The 16,383-nt window shown below is 76.4% G+C and carries 14 protein-coding genes and 1 tRNA gene; 10 read left to right on the forward strand and 5 right to left on the reverse strand.

The genetic code is table 11. The features are described 5' to 3' along the window. Positions 1–2 precede the first annotated feature (2 nt). From cysS to Cpa01nite_RS04055, 3 genes are read left to right on the forward strand one after another with little or no spacing between them, the layout of a single operon-like run. On the forward strand, positions 3–1,442 hold the full coding sequence (cysS, locus tag Cpa01nite_RS04045; protein ID WP_203667463.1) for a cysteine--tRNA ligase: 1,440 nt from the start codon (positions 3–5) through the stop codon (positions 1,440–1,442). Beyond that, positions 1,442–2,440 (forward strand): 23S rRNA (guanosine(2251)-2'-O)-methyltransferase RlmB, encoded by a 999-nt coding sequence (rlmB, locus tag Cpa01nite_RS04050; protein WP_203667464.1) that lies wholly within the window; start codon positions 1,442–1,444, stop codon positions 2,438–2,440. The genes cysS and rlmB overlap by 1 nt, the downstream gene beginning before the upstream one ends. A 53-nt stretch (positions 2,441–2,493) precedes the next feature. Beyond that, complete coding sequence (locus Cpa01nite_RS04055; RefSeq protein WP_203667465.1) at positions 2,494–2,976, forward strand: pyridoxamine 5'-phosphate oxidase family protein; 483 nt, start codon at positions 2,494–2,496, stop codon at positions 2,974–2,976. 24 nt (positions 2,977–3,000) lie between these two features. Here the strand turns inward: Cpa01nite_RS04055 and Cpa01nite_RS04060 are convergent, their stop codons facing one another. The 5 genes from Cpa01nite_RS04060 to Cpa01nite_RS04080 form a co-directional block, all read right to left on the reverse strand. Next, complete coding sequence (locus Cpa01nite_RS04060; protein ID WP_203667466.1) at positions 3,001–4,269, reverse strand: DUF4032 domain-containing protein; 1,269 nt, start codon at positions 4,267–4,269, stop codon at positions 3,001–3,003. An 82-nt stretch (positions 4,270–4,351) separates the two neighbouring features. Then, entirely contained in the window at positions 4,352–5,476 is a 1,125-nt protein-coding gene (locus Cpa01nite_RS04065; protein ID WP_203667467.1) for an ABC transporter ATP-binding protein, read from the reverse strand. A gap of 158 nt (positions 5,477–5,634) precedes the next feature. Next, the gene (locus tag Cpa01nite_RS04070; RefSeq protein WP_203667468.1) at positions 5,635–7,209 is read right to left on the reverse strand and encodes an outer membrane protein assembly factor BamB family protein; all 1,575 of its coding nucleotides are present in this window, start codon (positions 7,207–7,209) and stop codon (positions 5,635–5,637) included. A gap of 9 nt (positions 7,210–7,218) precedes the next feature. Further along, on the reverse strand, positions 7,219–8,112 hold the full coding sequence (otsB, locus tag Cpa01nite_RS04075) for a trehalose-phosphatase (RefSeq protein ID WP_203667469.1): 894 nt from the start codon (positions 8,110–8,112) through the stop codon (positions 7,219–7,221). Between the two features lie 2 nt (positions 8,113–8,114). Next, entirely contained in the window at positions 8,115–9,554 is a 1,440-nt protein-coding gene (locus tag Cpa01nite_RS04080) for an alpha,alpha-trehalose-phosphate synthase (UDP-forming) (RefSeq protein WP_203667470.1), read from the reverse strand. Positions 9,555–9,733: 179 nt separating this feature from the next. Here Cpa01nite_RS04080 and Cpa01nite_RS04085 point away from each other — a divergent pair, with 179 nt between their 5' ends. From Cpa01nite_RS04085 to Cpa01nite_RS04115, 7 genes are all read left to right on the forward strand, one after another. Then, positions 9,734–11,749 carry a serine/threonine-protein kinase gene (locus Cpa01nite_RS04085; protein ID WP_203667471.1) on the forward strand — a complete coding sequence of 672 codons (2,016 nt, stop codon included), beginning with the start codon at positions 9,734–9,736 and terminating at the stop codon, positions 11,747–11,749. A 109-nt stretch (positions 11,750–11,858) separates the two neighbouring features. Then, positions 11,859–12,407 carry a hypothetical protein gene (locus Cpa01nite_RS04090; RefSeq protein WP_203667472.1) on the forward strand — a complete coding sequence of 183 codons (549 nt, stop codon included), beginning with the start codon at positions 11,859–11,861 and terminating at the stop codon, positions 12,405–12,407. 36 nt (positions 12,408–12,443) lie between these two features. Further along, positions 12,444–13,298, forward strand: coding sequence for a DsbA family protein (locus Cpa01nite_RS04095; protein WP_203667473.1), 855 nt, complete (start codon positions 12,444–12,446; stop codon positions 13,296–13,298). Positions 13,299–13,349: 51 nt separating this feature from the next. Then, the gene (locus Cpa01nite_RS04100) at positions 13,350–14,633 is read left to right on the forward strand and encodes an MFS transporter (protein WP_203667474.1); all 1,284 of its coding nucleotides are present in this window, start codon (positions 13,350–13,352) and stop codon (positions 14,631–14,633) included. Between the two features lie 65 nt (positions 14,634–14,698). Further along, positions 14,699–14,772: transfer RNA gene (locus Cpa01nite_RS04105), tRNA-Thr, on the forward strand. A gap of 61 nt (positions 14,773–14,833) precedes the next feature. Further along, positions 14,834–15,595 carry a MerR family transcriptional regulator gene (locus Cpa01nite_RS04110; protein ID WP_203667475.1) on the forward strand — a complete coding sequence of 254 codons (762 nt, stop codon included), beginning with the start codon at positions 14,834–14,836 and terminating at the stop codon, positions 15,593–15,595. Next, a complete protein-coding gene (locus Cpa01nite_RS04115; RefSeq protein WP_203667476.1) occupies positions 15,592–16,293 on the forward strand; it encodes a GOLPH3/VPS74 family protein in 702 nt (233 codons plus the stop codon). Before Cpa01nite_RS04110 ends, Cpa01nite_RS04115 begins: the two co-directional genes overlap by 4 nt. Positions 16,294–16,383: the final 90 nt, after the last annotated feature.

A 16,383-nucleotide genomic window follows, 5' to 3' on the forward strand; every position in this document is an offset into this window, starting at 1 on the left:
TCGTGAGCCTGCGCCTGTTCGACACCGCCACCCGCGAGGTGCGCGACTTCGTCCCCGTCACCCCGGGCGCGGTCGGCATCTACCTGTGCGGCGCGACCGTCCAGGCGCCGCCGCACGTGGGCCACGTCCGCTCCGCAGTGGCGTTCGACGTCCTGGTCCGCTGGCTCCGCCGCACCGGGCACGACGTCACGCTGGTCCGGAACGTCACCGACATCGACGACAAGATCCTGGCGCGGTCGTCCGAGGCGGGCGTCGCGTGGTGGGCGTGGGCGATGCAGAACGAGCGCGCCTTCACCGCGGCGTACGACGCCCTCGGTGTGCTGCCCCCGACGTACGAGCCCCGGGCCACCGGCCACGTGCCGGCGATGGTCGAGCTGATGCAGCGCCTGGTCGACACCGGGCACGCGTACGTGGCCGGCGAGGGCGACGTCTACTTCGACGTCCGGTCCTACGCCGACTACGGCTCGCTCACCAGCCAGCGGCTCGACGACATGGCCCCGGCGCCGGACGGCGGCCCGGACGACAAGCGCGACCCGCACGACTTCGCGCTGTGGAAGGCCGCCAAGCCCGGCGAGCCGGGGACGGCGTCCTGGGACACCCCGTTCGGCCGCGGCCGCCCGGGCTGGCACCTGGAGTGCTCCGCCATGGCGCAGCGCTACCTGGGCGACACCTTCGACATCCACGGCGGCGGCCTGGACCTGCGGTTCCCGCACCACGAGAACGAGCAGGCCCAGTCGCGCGCGGCGGGCTACGGGTTCGCCCGGTACTGGCTGCACAACGGCTGGGTCACCCAGTCCGGCGCGAAGATGAGCAAGTCGCTGGGCAACGGGCTGCTGGTCAGCACGCTGCTGGAGACCGTGCGCCCGGCCGTCGTCCGCTACGCGCTCACCGCGGTGCAGTACCGGTCGATGCTCGAGTGGACCGCCGACACGCTCGCCGAGTCGGAGGCGACCTGGGACCGGCTCGCCGGGTTCGTGCAGCGCGCCACCGAGCGCGTCGGCGCGGTCGACGCGCCGGAGCTCGCGGCGGCCGAGCTCCCCGCCGCGTTCGGCGCCGCGCTGGACGACGATCTCAACGTGCCGGCGGCGCTCGCCGTCGTGCACGAGCACCTGCGCGCCGGCAACACCGCCCTGGCCGCCGGGGACGACGCCGCCGTGCGCGCGGGCCTCGTGGCCGTGCGCGCGATGCTCGACGTGCTCGGCCTGGACCCGGCCGGCGCGCAGTGGGGCGCCGCGGCGGCCGACGACCGGCACGCCGAGGCGCTCGACGCCCTGGTGCGTGCGGAGCTCGACGCCCGCGCGGCCGCACGTGCGGCCCGCGACTGGGCCACCGCGGACGCGATCCGCGACCGCCTGACGGCCGCGGGCGTGGCCGTCGAGGACAACGCCACCGGCGCGCGCTGGTCCCTCGCCGCGCGCCAGACGACCGAGGACGAGGACTGATGGCCGGCAACTCCCAGCGCCGCGGCGCGACGCGCAAGGCAGGCTCCAAGAAGGGCGCCACCGTCGGCTCGGGCGGCCAGCGCCGCCGCGGGCTCGAGGGCAAGGGCCCGACCCCGAAGGCCGAGGACCGGACGTACCACCCGGCCGGCAAGAAGAAGGCCGCGGCCGAGCGCCGCGCCGTCGCGGGCACCCGCGGCTCGGGCAACCGCCCGGCGGGCCGGGGCGGCGCCGCCGCGGGCCGGGCGCGCGGCGCGGGCGCGACCGAGGTGGTCTCCGGGCGGAACTCCGTCGTCGAGGCGCTGCGCGCCGGCATCCCCGTGTCCGCGGTGTACATCGCGGCGCGGCTCGAGGCCGACGACCGCACCCGCGAGATCCTGCGCACGGCGACCGAGGAGGGCTACCCGCTGCTCGAGGTCACCAAGCCCGAGCTCGACCGGCTCACCGACGGCTCCGTGCACCAGGGCGTCGCGATCCAGGTGCCGCCGTACGACTACGGCGACGTCGAGGACCTGCTGGACGTCGCCGCGGCCAGCGACCGGGCGCCGCTGATCGTCGCGCTCGACGGCGTGACCGACCCGCGCAACCTCGGCGCCGTGCTGCGGTCGGCGGGCGCGTTCGGTGCGCACGGCGTGCTCGTGCCCGAGCGCCGGTCCGCCGGCGTCACCGCGTCGGCGTGGAAGGTGTCCGCGGGCGCCGCGGCGCGCGTGCCGGTCGCCCGCGCCACCAACCTGGTGCGCGCCCTCGAGCGGCTGCACGAGGCGGGCTGCTTCATCGTGGGCCTGGACGGCGGCGGCGACGTCGCCGTCGCGGACCTGCCGTACTCCGCCGACCCGCTGGTGCTGGTGGTCGGCTCGGAGGGCAAGGGCCTGTCCCGCCTGGTGCGCGAGCACTGCGACGCGATCGCGTCCATCCCGATCGCCGGCGAGGTCGAGAGCCTCAACGCCGGCGTCGCCGCGGGCATCGCCCTGTACGAGGTCGCCCGCACCCGCGCGTCCTGACGCGCCGCCCGCCCCGGGGTGCGCCGGCCCCGAGGCGGGCGGAGAGTGGACGCATGAGCCACGACACCGACTCCGTCCGCACCGTCGCCGAGCTGCTGAAGGACGAGCGCCTCGGCGTCCTCACGACCGTCGCGCCCGACGGCACCCTGATCGCGCGCCCGATGGCGCTGCAGGAGGTCGAGTTCGACGGCGACCTCTGGTTCTTCGCCGAGCGCGGCTCCCGGAAGCTCGCGCACGTCGCCGCGGACCCGCGGGTCAACGTCGCGGTCGGCTCCGGCGCGAGCTGGGTGTCCGTCGCGGGCGTGGGCGAGCAGGTCGAGGACGTCGCGAAGAAGCGCGAGCTGTGGAGCAAGGGCGTCGAGGCGTGGCTGCCCGACGGCCCCGACTCCCCGCAGGCGGTGCTGCTGCGCGTGCGCGCGGAGTCGGCGGAGTACTGGGACACGCCCGGCAGCCGGGTCGCGACCCTGCTGAGCTTCGTGAAGTCGAAGGCGACGGGCGAGCGCCTCGAGGGCGAGAACGAGCGCGTCGACCTCTGAGGTCCCGGGCGCCGGGCGCGGGCGTCAGTCCCGGTTCGGGACGACGTCCGCGTCCTCGCGCAGGTCCGCGGCCGAGACGCCGAGCACCGACTCCTCGTCCGGGCGGGTCGGCAGGATGTCCTTCGTGTAGGACTTCACCGCCTCCCGCATCGGCACGTCGCGCTTCTGCGCCTCCGACAGGAACCACCGGTGGTCGAGCAGCTCGTGGTACAGCTGCGCGGGCTCGAGCTTCGGGCGCAGGTCGCGGGGCACGGCGCGCACGGCCGGCTCGAACACCTCGGTGAGCCAGTCGTGCGCGACGAACGTCTCGTCGTCGTTCTGCCGGTCCATCGCCGCGACGAACTGGTCGAGGTCGTTGAGCAGCCGGCGCGCCTGGTTCTCCTGCACGTCCAGGCCGGTGAGCCGCATGAGCCGGCGCGAGTGGTGCCCGGCGTCCACGACCTTCGGCTGGATGCGGACCGTGGTGCCGTCGATGTCGGTGGTGATGTCCAGCTCGCCGACGTCGAAGCCGAGGTCGTTCAGCCGCTCGATGCGGGCCTGCACCCGCCACCGCTCGTTCAGGCCGAACGACTCCGAGCTGGTGAGCGCCGACCACAGCTCCTCGTACCGCTCGGCGAGCGCGTCGCCGATCGCGACGGCGTCGACGTCCTCGTCGAGGAACTCGCCGGCCTGCAGGTCCATGAGCTCGCCGATGATGTTGACCCGCGCGACCTCGAGGTCGTAGCCGCGCTGGCCGGGCGTGAGCTCGTCGTGCAGGTCGCCGGTCTCGGCGTCCACCAGGTACGCGGCGAACGTCTCGGCGTCCCGGCGGAAGAGCGTGTTCGACAGCGACACGTCGCCCCAGTAGAAGCCGACCAGGTGCAGGCGGACCAGCAGCACGGCGAGGGCGTCGATGAGCCGGGTCGCGGTGTCGGGGCGCAGCGCCTGGCTGAACAGCGCGCGGTACGGCAGCGAGAACCGCAGGTGCTGGGTGATGAGCACCGCCTCGAGCGGCTCGCCGTCGGGCGCGGTGCGGCCGGTGATGACCCCGACCGGCTCGACGCTCGGCACGTCCAGGCGGCTCAGCTGGCGCAGCAGCTCGTACTCGCGGTACGCGACGGTCTCGCCGATCTCCTTGATGGCGACGACCCGGCCGGACAGCCGCGCGAACCGCACGGTGTGCCGGGAGATGCCGCGGGGGAGGGCGGCGAGCCGCTCCGCCGGCCAGTCCGCGAGCGGCACGTCCCAGGGCAGGTCGAGCAGGGCGGGGTCCGGCGCGGCCGCGGTGATCTGCAGGCGCGTGCGAGGGGTCATGCGTCGATTCTCCCATCCGGACGACGCAGGGGCGGGGCCGGTGCGTGCCGGCCCCGCCCCTGCGGCGTGGAGATGTCGTGCGTCAGTGCGCGATGCGCTCGCCCGAGCCGGCGTGGAACAGGTGCTGCTCGCCGGTGCGGATGCGGACGTGGATGGTCTCGCCCTTGGCGGGGACCTGCCGCGGGTCGACGCGCACGATGACCTGCGCGTCGCCGGCGCCCGAGTGGACGTCCGCCGCGCCGGCCTCGCCCACGAGCGAGCCGTACACGAACGCGTCGGAGCCGAGCTCCTCGACGATGTTGACCGACACCGGGATCGAGTCGGGGGTGCCCTGCGGGACGACGTCCAGCGCCTCCGGGCGGAACCCGATGGTGATGGAGTTGTTGTCGTCCGCGGCCAGCGTGCCGAGCACGTCGCGCGGCACGGCGATGCCGGCCGAGCCGACCTTCGCGACGCCCTCGGTGATCGGGAACGTGCCGATGTTCATGGCCGGGGAGCCGATGAAGCCGGCGACGAACACGTTGGCCGGGGTGTCGTACATGTCGCGCGGGGTGCCGACCTGCTGCAGCAGGCCGTCCTTGAGCACCGCGATGCGGTCGCCCATGGTCAGCGCCTCGGTCTGGTCGTGCGTGACGTAGACCGTGGTGACGCCCAGGCGGCGCTGGAGCGACGCGATCTGGGTGCGGGTCTGCACGCGGAGCTTGGCGTCCAGATTCGACAGCGGCTCGTCCATGAGGAAGACGCGCGGCTGGCGGACGATGGCGCGACCCATGGCGACGCGCTGCCGCTGGCCACCCGAGAGGGCCTTCGGCTTGCGGTCGAGGTACTGGGTCAGGTCGAGGATCTTGGCGGCCTCCTCGACGCGGGTGCGGATCTCCGCCTTCGGGGTGCCGGCGATCTTGAGCGCGAAGCCCATGTTGTCGGCGACCGTCATGTGCGGGTACAGCGCGTAGTTCTGGAACACCATCGCGATGTCCCGGTCCTTCGGCTGGACGTCGGTGACGTCGCGGTCGCCGATGAGGATGCGACCCGCGTTGACGTCCTCCAGGCCCGCCAGCATGCGGAGGGAGGTCGACTTGCCGCAGCCCGAGGGGCCGACGAGGACGAGGAACTCGCCGTCCTCGATGTGTAGGTCGAGGGCGTCCACCGCGGGACGCTCCGTGCCCGGGTACACCCGGGTGGCCTTGTCGAACGTGACCGTAGCCATGATCCATCGATCCCTTCACCGGCAGGTACGTGCCGGACGATCCGTCGTGAAGAGTGTCAGAGTGTCTTCGCTGACACGGGTCGAGGGGAGTCGGGTGACCCCCCTCGGTCCACGGACATCCAACCACACCCGGCTGACCTGCGGGCGGGCGGACGGCGTCAGTTCAGGACGACGACGTCCGTGTCGCCGTAGCCCAGCAGGTCGCCCTCGTACGGCCACACGCCCTGCACGTCGGCGGGCAGCCGGGTCGCCCAGGCGGGCGCGCCGTCGTCCAGGGCGAACGCGGCGAGCGCGCGCGGCGCCGTGAGCGCCTCCTCGTCGCCGTCGGGCGCGGGCGCGGCGCCGACCCCCAGGCCGATCTCGGCCAGCGCCTCGGGCCGGGCGAGGGCGAGCAGGTACCGGCCGTCGGTCATCACGGACGTGCCGTCGCCGGCCACCTCGACCGCCGTGCGCCACAGCTCGCGGCCCGTCGCGACGTCCACCGCCCACAGCGCGTCGGTGTCCGCGCCGTACAGGACGCCCTCGAGGAGCACCGCCGCCGGGTCGGTCCACCGCGGGTGCGCCGCCGACCACAGCTCGGCGCCCGTCTCGGCCTCGACGCCGACCAGCACGCGGCCGTCCGGGCCGCTCGCGGCGACCAGCTCGACGCCCGGGACCGAGCCGTCGTCGACCGACAGCCACAGCGGGCGGCCCGGCAGGTCGGTGAGCGGTTCCCCGGCGTCGTCGAGCAGCCGGGCGCCGTCGTCCCCGGCGGACAGCAGGTGACCCGTGCGGGACACCGAGAGGTACTGCTGGCCGGAGGCCTGGAGCCGCCCGTCCTCCGCGGCGAACGCCCACGAGCCGAGCTCGCCCTGCACGAGCACCCGGCCCGGGGTCACCGCGACGCCGGGCGGGTAGTACAGCCGCTCGGCCGCCGCCGGGTCCGCGAGCGGCACGTCGGTGCGCCACAGCGGCGCGGCGCCGCCGTCGTCGGGCCCGCGCCGGTCGACCGCGGTGTCCCAGGCGGTGACGCGCAGCGTGCCGTCGGCGAGCGAGGCGAGCACCTGGACGCCCCCGGCCGCGCCCCAGCCGGACATCGGCGCGACGTGCCGGTCCGCCAGGACGTCGCCGGACCGCGCGTCGACGGAGACCAGCCGCGCGGCGCTGGGCGGCACGGGGTCCCAGGTGCCGGAGTCGTCGGAGGCGTCCGCCGGCGACCGGTCCAGCACCAGGCAGCGGACGACCCCGACCGGCTCGGCGTCGGGGACGCACGTCGGGTACTCCATGCCGACGTCCGGCTCGGTGCGTGCGGCGTCCTCCAGCGAGGTCGACCACGCCTGGGTGCCCGCGCGGTCGAGCGCCACGAGCTCGCGGGAGGCGTCCCACGGCGGCGACGCGACGCCGACCCGCAGCTCGCCGACGGCGATGCCGGACAGCACGACCGACGCCGTCTCCTGGCTGTACCGGTGGGCGGCGGGCAGGCCGGGCTCCACCGACCGGAGCACCCCGGCCACCTCCTGCCGGGCGGCGACCCGGTCCGCCTCCCGGGCGTCCAGCACGAGGTGCGTCGCCCCGGCGGCCAGCGCGGCGAGCACGGGCGCCGGCCACCAGCGCCGCAGCAGCCGGCGGCGCCGGGCCACCCGGCGGGCGTGCGCGGCCTCGGCCTCGGGGTCGTCCGCGTCGGGCGCGAGGGGCAGGTCGGTGGCGACGTCGACCAGCTCGACGTCCTGCATCGGCTCCCGTCGGCGCCCCACGTCCGGAACCTACGCCCGGGGGGCGTCCTCGCGCGCGGGATCGGCTTCCCCGGCCGCGTGCGGCGGGGGCGCCGCCGCAGCCACGTCCGCCGCGAGCCCGGCGAGCAGCCCGGCGAGCGCCTCGGGGTCGGGCACGCGGTACCCCGCCGCCGTGGTGCCCTCGCCGACCTTCACGGTCAGGTCGCCGGCGCCGAGCGCGCGGAAGGCGTCCTCGTCCGTGACGTCGTCGCCCGCGCACACCACCGCGCCGGCGCCCAGCTCGGTCCGCAACGCCACCAGCGCCGCGCCCTTGTCCGCCTCCAGCACCGACACCTCGACGACCTTCTTGCCGTGCAGCGTCACCGAGCCGAGGTGCGCGCCGACCCCGAGGGCCTCCTGCTCCGCCGCCTCCCCGGTCGCCGCGTCGGCCATCCGGGTGTGCACGACCACCGCCGCGGGCTTCGTCTCGACCCACACGCCGTCCCGGCCGCGCGCCACCTGCTGCATCTCGCCGCCCAGCCGGGCGAGCCGGTCCGCCTGGTCGTCGGTCAGCGTGAGCACGTCCCGGTCCAGGCCGTGCTCGGCGACCCGCGCGCGCTCGGCGCCGTGGCTGCCGATCAGCACCGTGCCCGGCGGGACGTCGGCGAGCCGGTGCAGGTCGGCGGCCGGCCGGCCGGACACCAGCGCGAGCCGGACGAGGTCGGGGCGGGCGGCGAGCCCGCGGAGCGCCTCGACCGCCTCGGGCAGCACGCGCGACGCCTCGGGGTCGTCCTGCAGCGGGGCGAGCGTGCCGTCGAAGTCGAGCGCCACCAGCACCGGGCGGCGGGCGGGGTCGGCGACCAGGCCGCGCAGGGCGGCGCGCAGGTCGTCGGTGCCGGCCGGCTCGACGGCGGCCGGTGCGGGCGGGGTCTCGTCGGGGGCCACGGCTACTCCTCGGGCTTGCGCTCGCGCACCGGGACGGCGGTCAGCACGGACAGGAACGACTCGGACCAGTGCGCGACGTCGTTCTCCAGCACCCGGCGGCGCAGGCGGCGCATCCGCTTGCGGGCCTCGCGCGGGTCGATGTTCGCGGCGTGCTGGATCGCGTTCTTCAGGCCGGCGATGTCGTGCGGGTTCACGAGGATCGCGGCGCCGCCCAGCTCGTCCGCCGCGCCGGTGAACTCGCTGAGCACCAGGGCGCCGCGGTCGTCGGACCGGGCCGCGATGTACTCCTTGGCCACGAGGTTCATGCCGTCGCGCAGCGCGGTGACCAGCATGACGTCGGCCGCGAGGTACAGGGCCGCCATCTCCTCCATCGGGTAGGAGTGGTGCATGTAGTGCACGGCCGCGTGCCCGAGCTCGCCGTGCTCGCCGTTGATCCGGCCGACCTGCGCCTCCACCTCCTCGCGGAGCTGCTGGTAGGCGCCGACGTTCTCCCGGCTCGGCGAGGCGACCTGCACGAGGGTCGACTCGGGCACGGTCATCCGGCCGTCCTCGAGCAGCTCCTCGAACGCCTTGATCCGGTGGCGGATCCCCTTGGTGTAGTCCAGGCGGTCGACGCCGAGCAGCAGCACCTCCGGGTCGCCGAGCTCTGCGCGGATCTCCTTGGCCCGCTGCTGCACCTCCGGCGTGCGGGCGAGCCGGTCGAACGCCTTGGAGTCGATCGAGATCGGGAACGCCGCGGCGCGCACGTGCCGGTCGACCCGGCCGTCGGCGTCGGTCAGCGTGATGACCTGGCCGCGGGTGGTGACGTCGGTCAGCCGGCGCACGATCCGCACGAAGTTGGCCGCGTCGCCGCCGCGCTGGAACCCGATGAGGTCCGCGCCCAGCAGGCCCTCGACGACCTGCAGCCGCCACGGCAGCTGGGCGAAGATCTCCAGCGGGGGGAACGGGATGTGGTGGAAGTAGCCGATCCGCACGTCGGGGCGCAGCTCGCGCAGGAACTTCGGGACCAGCTGCAGCTGGTAGTCGTGCACCCACACCGTCGCGCCCGGCGCGGCCTGCGCCGCCGCCGCGTCGGCGAACCGGCGGTTCACGCGCTGGTAGGCGTCCCACCACTGCCGGTGGAACGTCGGGGGCTGGATCACGTCGTGGTACAGCGGCCAGAGCGTGTCGTTCGAGAAGCCCTCGTAGTAGAAGCGCAGGTCGTCCTCGGACAGCTTGACCGGCACCAGCCGCATGTCGTCGGCGTCGAACGGCTCGAGCTCGAGGTCGGCCGAGCCGCCCCAGCCCACCCACGCGCCGTCGGAGCTCTGCACGACAGGCTCCAGGGCGGTCACCAGACCGCCGGGGGATCGGGTCCAGCTCGGTGCGCCGTCCTCGCCCACGGTCACGTCGACCGGGAGGCGGTTCGCGACGACGACCAGGTCATAACCAGCAGAATCCACTGAAGTCCATCTCCTTGGTGTCGCCTCGACCCTAACGTGACCCGACGCGCCCCGCCCGGGAAGCGGGCGGCGGGTGCGGGTGCCGTCGGGGTGGCCGCCCGGGTGGTCCGCGCGGGTCCTTCACCGGACCCGCCGCGCGGCAGCACGACCCCCGCCGGGCGGGCGGCTACCGTGCCCGCATGGAGCGCATCGGGCTGTCGCCGGGCGCCGAGATCGGCGGGTACACCATCCTGGCGCCGCTCGGCTCCGGCGGCATGGGCACGGTGTACCGGGCCGTCGACGGCGGCGGCACCCCCGTCGCGCTCAAGCTGCTGCACCCGCACGTCGGCGCCGACCCGTCGTCCCGGGAGCGGCTGCGCCGCGAGGTGCTCGCGCTGCAGCGGCTCCGGCACCCGGGCGTCGCGGCGGTCCTCGACGCGGAGGCCGACTCCACCGAGGCGTTCCTCGTCACCGAGCTCGTGCCGGGCGCGGACCTGGCCGAGCACGTCCGGCAGCGCGGGCCCCTGGACGCCGCGGCGCTGCACCGGCTGGCCGACGGGCTGCGCGACGCGCTGGGCGCCGTGCACGCGGCCGGCGTCGTGCACCGCGACCTCAAGCCGAGCAACGTGCTCGTCACGCCCGACGGGCCCGTGCTCATCGACTTCGGCATCGCCCAGTCCGTCGACGAGACCCGGGTGACGTCGACCGGCTTCGTCGTCGGCACCCCCGGCTACCTCGCCCCGGAGCTGGTCGACGGCGCGGAGCCGACGCCCGCCACGGACTGGTGGGGCTGGGCCGCGCTGCTCGCGTACGCGGCGACCGGCCGCGCGCCGTTCGGCACCCGCCCGCTGGAGGCCGTGCTGGTCCGCACCCGGAGCGGCGACGCCGACCTGGCGGGGCTCGGGCCGGTGACCGCGGGCGCGCTGTGGGACGCCCTGGCCGCCGACCCGGCCGACCGCGCGCAGCCCGACGAGGTGGTGGCGGCGCTCGCCGAGGCCGAGCGGCGCGGGGAGGCGTACGACCCGGACGCGGCGCTCGCGGCCGGCGGGCGCGGCGGCCCGGCCCGGGCGGGCACGGGCGCGGGCGGGACCGTGGCGCTGGGCGCCACCGCGGCGACCGTCGCGCTGGCCCCCGGGACGCCGGCCGCCGCCGGGACCGGGCCGCTCCCCGCGGGCGCGGCGGCCGCGACGGGGGCCACGGCCGTGATCGGGGCCGGCGCCGAGGACGGCACGGCCGTGCTGCCCGCGCCGGGCACCTGGGACGACGACGTCGACGGGGCCGCGCGGGACGGGAGCACGCGGGCGTTCGGCGCGCCGGCCGTCGCGCCCCCGCCGTCGGTGCCGCCCGGGTCCGTGCCGCCGCGGGCCGCCGCGCCGTCGTGGGACGCGACGGGGGAGGACGACCGGTGGGCCACCGGGGAGTCGCCGACCGCGGCGTGGGACACCCGGCCGTACGCCGCGGCCCCGGGGGCGGACGCCGGGTACGGCGGCGACGGGTACGGCGGGGACCGATACGGCACCGACGGGTACGGCGGCGCGCCCGCGTACCCGGGCGCGCACCCGGAGCCCCCCGACGCCGCGGACGTCCTGCCGCCGGTCGCGCCGCCGCCGCGCCGCACCGGGTCGCTGCTCGCCCTGCTGCTGCTCGTGCTGACCGCCGCGGCGCTGCGCCCCGGCGCGACGCTGCTCGTCCTCGTCCCGGTCGTCCTGCTGGCCCGCACCGTCGGCTCGGTGGCCCAGGCGCTGGGGCGGCGGCGCGAGCGGGTCGGCGCCCGCCGCTCGGACGGGCTGCGCGCCGTGGCGTCGAGCCCGTGGCACCTGCTGCGTGCTCTGGTCACGCTGCTGCCCTCCCTGCTGGTGGCGGCGAGCGTGGTCGTCATCCTGCTCGGCGTCGGCTGGTGGCTGGTCGGCAGCGGCGCTCTCGAGGCCGGGCCGCTGCGCGCGGACGGCGACGCGCCCGCGCCGGAGTCGGTGGCCGTGCTGCTGGCGGTCGCGGCGGCCGCCGGGATCGCCGCGCTGTGGTGGGGACCGGCCGCGCGGACCACCCGGGAGGGCGCGCGCCGCCTCCTGGCCGGCGTCGCGCCCGGCTCCGGCGGGGCGACCGTGGTCGTCGTGCTCGCGCTGCTCGGCGCCGGGGTGCTGGCGGCGCTCGCGGTCACGGGGACGCTGGTCGACTGGGCGCCGTTCGCGGCCCCGTCGCTGCCCGTCGGGGAGTGAGCCCGCCGGTGGGGGGTCGTCGAGCGGTCACGGACCGGGGACTCCGGGCGGGCGAAGCGCCCGGGTCGTGACCCCTCGGCGCACAGGCCGACCCCGTAGGCTCGTCGGCATGACCGGGACCGGCGACGCGCGCGTGCCCGGGGCCGGCGTGCCCGGGGTCGGCGAGCGCGGCGCCGGCCGTCGCGCGGGCCTGCTGCCGCTGCTCACCGCGGCGGCCTCGCTGCTCGCGGTCGGCGGCGCGCTGTGGCTCGGCGCCCTGCGGACCGTCGTGCACGCGTGCGTGACGATCGACGGCCCCCTCGCCCTCGTGGGCGTCCGGCTGTCGCTGCTGCAGGACGCGGCCGACTGCCCGACCGGTGTCGCGCTGACGCCGGCGGCCACGCAGGGCGCGGTCCTGGCGCTCGGGCTCGTGGTGCCGGTCGTCGCGCTGCACGCGGCGCTCGGCGCCCTCGGCCTCGGCCTCACCGCCCTGCTGCTCACCTGCGCCAGGACCGCGCGGTCCGTGCTCGGCGCCGTGGTGCGCGCCCTGCCCCGCCCGTCGGCCGCCCGCCCGGCGCCGACCCCCCGTCCGGCGCCCGCGTGGCGCGCCGACCACCCGCGCGCGGCCGTCCTGGCCCGCGTCCTGCACCCGCACCGGGGTCCGCCCGCGCTCGCCTGAGCAGCCGCAGCGGACCGATCGAAGGAGAGCAGGACCATGAGCAGCACCCCGAGCCCCGGCAAGGGCCGGCCCAGCAAGAACGAGCGCCGCGACGCCGCGCGCGAGCAGGCGCGCGTCCTGCGGGAGCAGCAGGCGAAGCGCGACCGGCGGAACAAGATCCTCGGCATCAGCATCCTGGGCGCGGCGGTCGTCGCGCTGATCGCGGTGATCGTCGTGATCATCGCCCAGCAGCCCGACGACGCCGAGGCCCTGCCCGAGTACCCCGACACCCCGCTGAGCGAGGTCGCGGTCGTCCCGAGCGTGGCGCTCGAGGACGGCGGGATCCCGGTGAGCGCCGAGGGCGTGGGCGCGGTCGACGACGCCGTCACGCGCGTCGACGTCTACCTCGACTACATGTGCCCCGCGTGCGGCGCCTTCGAGGAGTCGAACGGCGACAACCTGATCTCGCTGGCGTCCGAGGGCGAGGCCACCGTGGTCTACCACCCGGTGTCGATCCTGAACCGGTTCTCCAACGGCACGGGCTACTCGACCCGCGCCGCGGCGGCGGCCGCGCTGGTCGCCCAGGACGCGCCCGAGCAGTTCGCCGCGTTCAACCAGCAGCTGTTCGCGGGCCAGCCCGACGAGGGCACGAACGGCCTGACGAACGAGGAGATCGCGCAGATCGCGCGCGACGCGGGCGTGGCCGGCGCGGTCGCGGACGACATCGCGGACGGCACGGCGCTCGACCAGTTCGGCCAGTGGGTGACGTCGGCGACCAACGAGGTCACCGCGAACGAGGCCCTGTTCAACGCGCAGAGCGGCAGCTTCGGCACCCCGACGATCACGATCGACGGCGAGCTGTGGACCGAGAACTGGACCGACCCCGAGGCGCTGCTGCAGGCGATCGGCTGACCGGTCGGGGCGCCGCGGGAGGTGCGTGTAGTCGCCACGTAGACTCCCGCGGTGCCCTCCCTGCTCGTGGACCTCACCCCGCTGCGCGTCAGCCCGGAGTTCCGCCGGCTGTGGTGGGGCCTGTCGGTCGCCAACCTCGGCGCGCAGCTGACGGTCGTCGCGGTCGGGCTGCAGGTCTACGAGCTGACCCGGTCGACCTTCGCGGTCGGCGTCGTCGGGCTGTGCGCGCTGGTGCCGCTGGTCGTGTTCGGCCTGTACGGCGGCGCGATCGTCGACCACGCCGACCGCCGGAAGGTCGCCCTGGTCGCGTCGGCGGTCAGCTGGGTCGCCACCGTCGGCCTCGCGATCCAGGGCTGGTCGGAGAACACCCACGTCGGGGTGCTGTACGCGCTGGTGGCGCTGCAGTCCGGCGCGGGCGCCGTGAACAGCCCCGCGCGGTCGGCGATCATCCCGCGCCTGCTCGAGCCCCGGCTGATGCCCGCGGCGAACGCGCTGCAGACGGTCGGCTGGAACGTCGCGCTCACCCTCGGGCCGCTGCTCGGCGCCGGCCTGGTCGCGCTGCTCGACTACGGGATCGTGTACACGCTCGACGCGGTGCTGTTCACGTTCGCGTTCACGGCGCTGCTGCGGCTGCCGCCGATCCTGCCGGAGCCGTCGGAGCACCGCCGCGCCCGCGCCGGGCTGGCGTCCGTGCTCGACGGCCTGCGCTACCTCGGCACCCGGCCGAACGTCCGGATGACCTTCCTGGTCGACCTGGTCGCGATGATCACCTCGTCGCCCCGCGTGCTGTTCCCTGCGGTCGGCCTGGTCTACCTGGGCGGCGGCGAGACGACGGCCGGCGTGCTGACCGCCGCGGTCGCGGCGGGCGCGATGCTCGCCGGGCTGTTCTCCGGCGGGCTGGCCCGGGTCCGCTGGCAGGGGCGGATCATCGTCGTCGCCATCACCGTCTGGGGCCTCGCGGTCGCGGCGTTCGGCGCGGTCCTGGTCGCGGCCGGCCGCTCGGAGCCCGACCACGTGCTGTGGGCGGCGCTGGCGCTGGCCGTCGTCACGCTCGCCGCGGCGGGTGCCGCCGACGCGGTCAGCGCGGTGTTCCGGCAGACGATCCTGCAGACCGCGACGCCGGACGACATGCGCGGGCGGCTGCAGGGCGTGTTCGTCGTCGTGGTGGCCGGCGGGCCGCGGCTCGGCGAGCTGCTGCTCGGCTGGGCGTCGGGCGCGCTCGGCGAGGGCGGCGCGGCCGTCGTCGGCGGGCTCGCCTGCGTCGTGATCCTCTGGCTGCTCGTCCGGGCGCAGCGCGGGTTCTGGCGGTACGACGCGCTGGACCCCCAGCCGTGAGCCGCCGGTCACGGGCCCCGGGGCGGCCGGTAGGCTGGTCGCCGCGCGCGCTGCGGTGCGCGCCCGCCTCCTTAGCTCAGCTGGCCAGAGCAGCTGTCTTGTAAACAGCAGGTCGTCGGTTCGAATCCGACAGGGGGCTCCGACGGCACGCGAACCGTGCCCCTTGACCCTGCCCCGGGGGCACGGTTTCCACTGGTCCCATGGACGGATCCGAGGCGCGGGGCGGGGCGTGGAGCACCCGCCAGCTCGCCGAGCTCGCCGGCACCACCGTGAAGGCCGTGCGGTACTACCACCAGGTCGGCCTGCTCGCGGAGCCCGAGCGCGCCGGCAACGGCTACAAGCAGTACGGCGTGCCGCACCTGGTGAAGCTGCTGCAGATCAAGCGGCTGAGCGATCTCGGCCTGCCGCTGGCCCAGATCGCCGCGCTCTGCGGCGCGGACGCCGACCCGGACGACGCCATCCGCGTGCTGGACGCCGAGCTGGCGGCGACGATCGAGCGGCTGCAGCGGGTGCGCGCCGAGCTGGCCGTCGTCCTCAGCGCCCGGGCGCCGGTCGACGTGCCCGACGGGTTCGCGGCGGTCGCCGGGCAGCTGTCGGAGGCGGACCGGGCGATGCTGCTGATCTACTCCCGCGTGCTCGACGACCGCGCGATGGCCGAGCTGCGGGACATGATGCAGACCCGCTCGGACGGCGACGACGAGTTCGACGCGCTGCCCGCCGACGCCGACGACGCGACCGTCGAGGCGCTCGCGGTGCGGCTCGCGCGGGTCATCGCCGAGGCCCGCGAGAAGTACGCCTCGGTGCGTGACGTCGGCGCGTTCGGCACGCGCGGGGCGGCGTTCGCCCGCCGCGCGGTCGTGCCCGCGATGGCGCACCTCTACAACCCCGCCCAGCTGCGGGCGCTGACCCGCGCGGAGGAGATCCGGGCGCAGGCCGCCGCGGACGACGAGGAGGACCGATGACCGGCACCGCGCACGACCCCGCCGCTCCCACGCTCGCCGAGGACCTGCTCCTGCTGCTGTTCGACCGCCGGCACGGCGTGTTCCACGGCGAGGGGGTGCCGCTGTTCCACGTGCTCGCCGGCGCCGTGCTCGTCGACCTCGCCGTCCAGGACCGGGTGCGGGTCGCCGCGGCGTCCTCGTGGCGCGGGCGTCCCGTCACCGCGGTCGGTGACGAGCCGCCGGCCGACGAGCTGCTGCGCCCCGCGTGGGAGCGCGCGGCCCGGAAGCCGGTCGACGTGCAGCAGCTGATCGTCGAGACCGGGCCCGTCCTGCGCCCCGCGACCGTCGACCGGCTGGTCGAGCGGGGGCACCTGCGGACCGAGCGCCGCACGGTGCTCGGCCTGCTGCCGGTGACCGCGCTCGCGGACGGCGGGACGCCCCGCCGCGCCGAGCTCGTGGCCGGCGTGCGCGCCGCGCTGGTCGACGGCGCCGAGCCCGACGCCCGGACCGCCGCGCTCGCGGGCCTGCTGTCCGCGAGCGGGTCGCTGCCCGCCCTGCACCGCGAGATCCCGTGGTCCGGCGCCGTGCACGACCGCGGCCGGGCCCTGCAGGACGCCGACTGGGGTGCGGCCGAGGCCGCGGAGGCGGTGCGCCGCTCCGTCGTCGCCGTGCTCGTGACCACGGCCGTGACCGCGGCCGCCGTCGCCCCGGACCGCTGACCGTCCCGACCCCGCACCACCCACCACCGCGCCGCAGGGCGCCGGCCGTCGAGCCGGCGCCCGGGGCGAGCGCGCCCGTGCACCACCCCA

Source organism: Cellulomonas pakistanensis, from assembly GCF_016862755.1.
Classification (GTDB): Bacteria; Actinomycetota; Actinomycetes; order Actinomycetales; family Cellulomonadaceae; genus Cellulomonas; species Cellulomonas pakistanensis.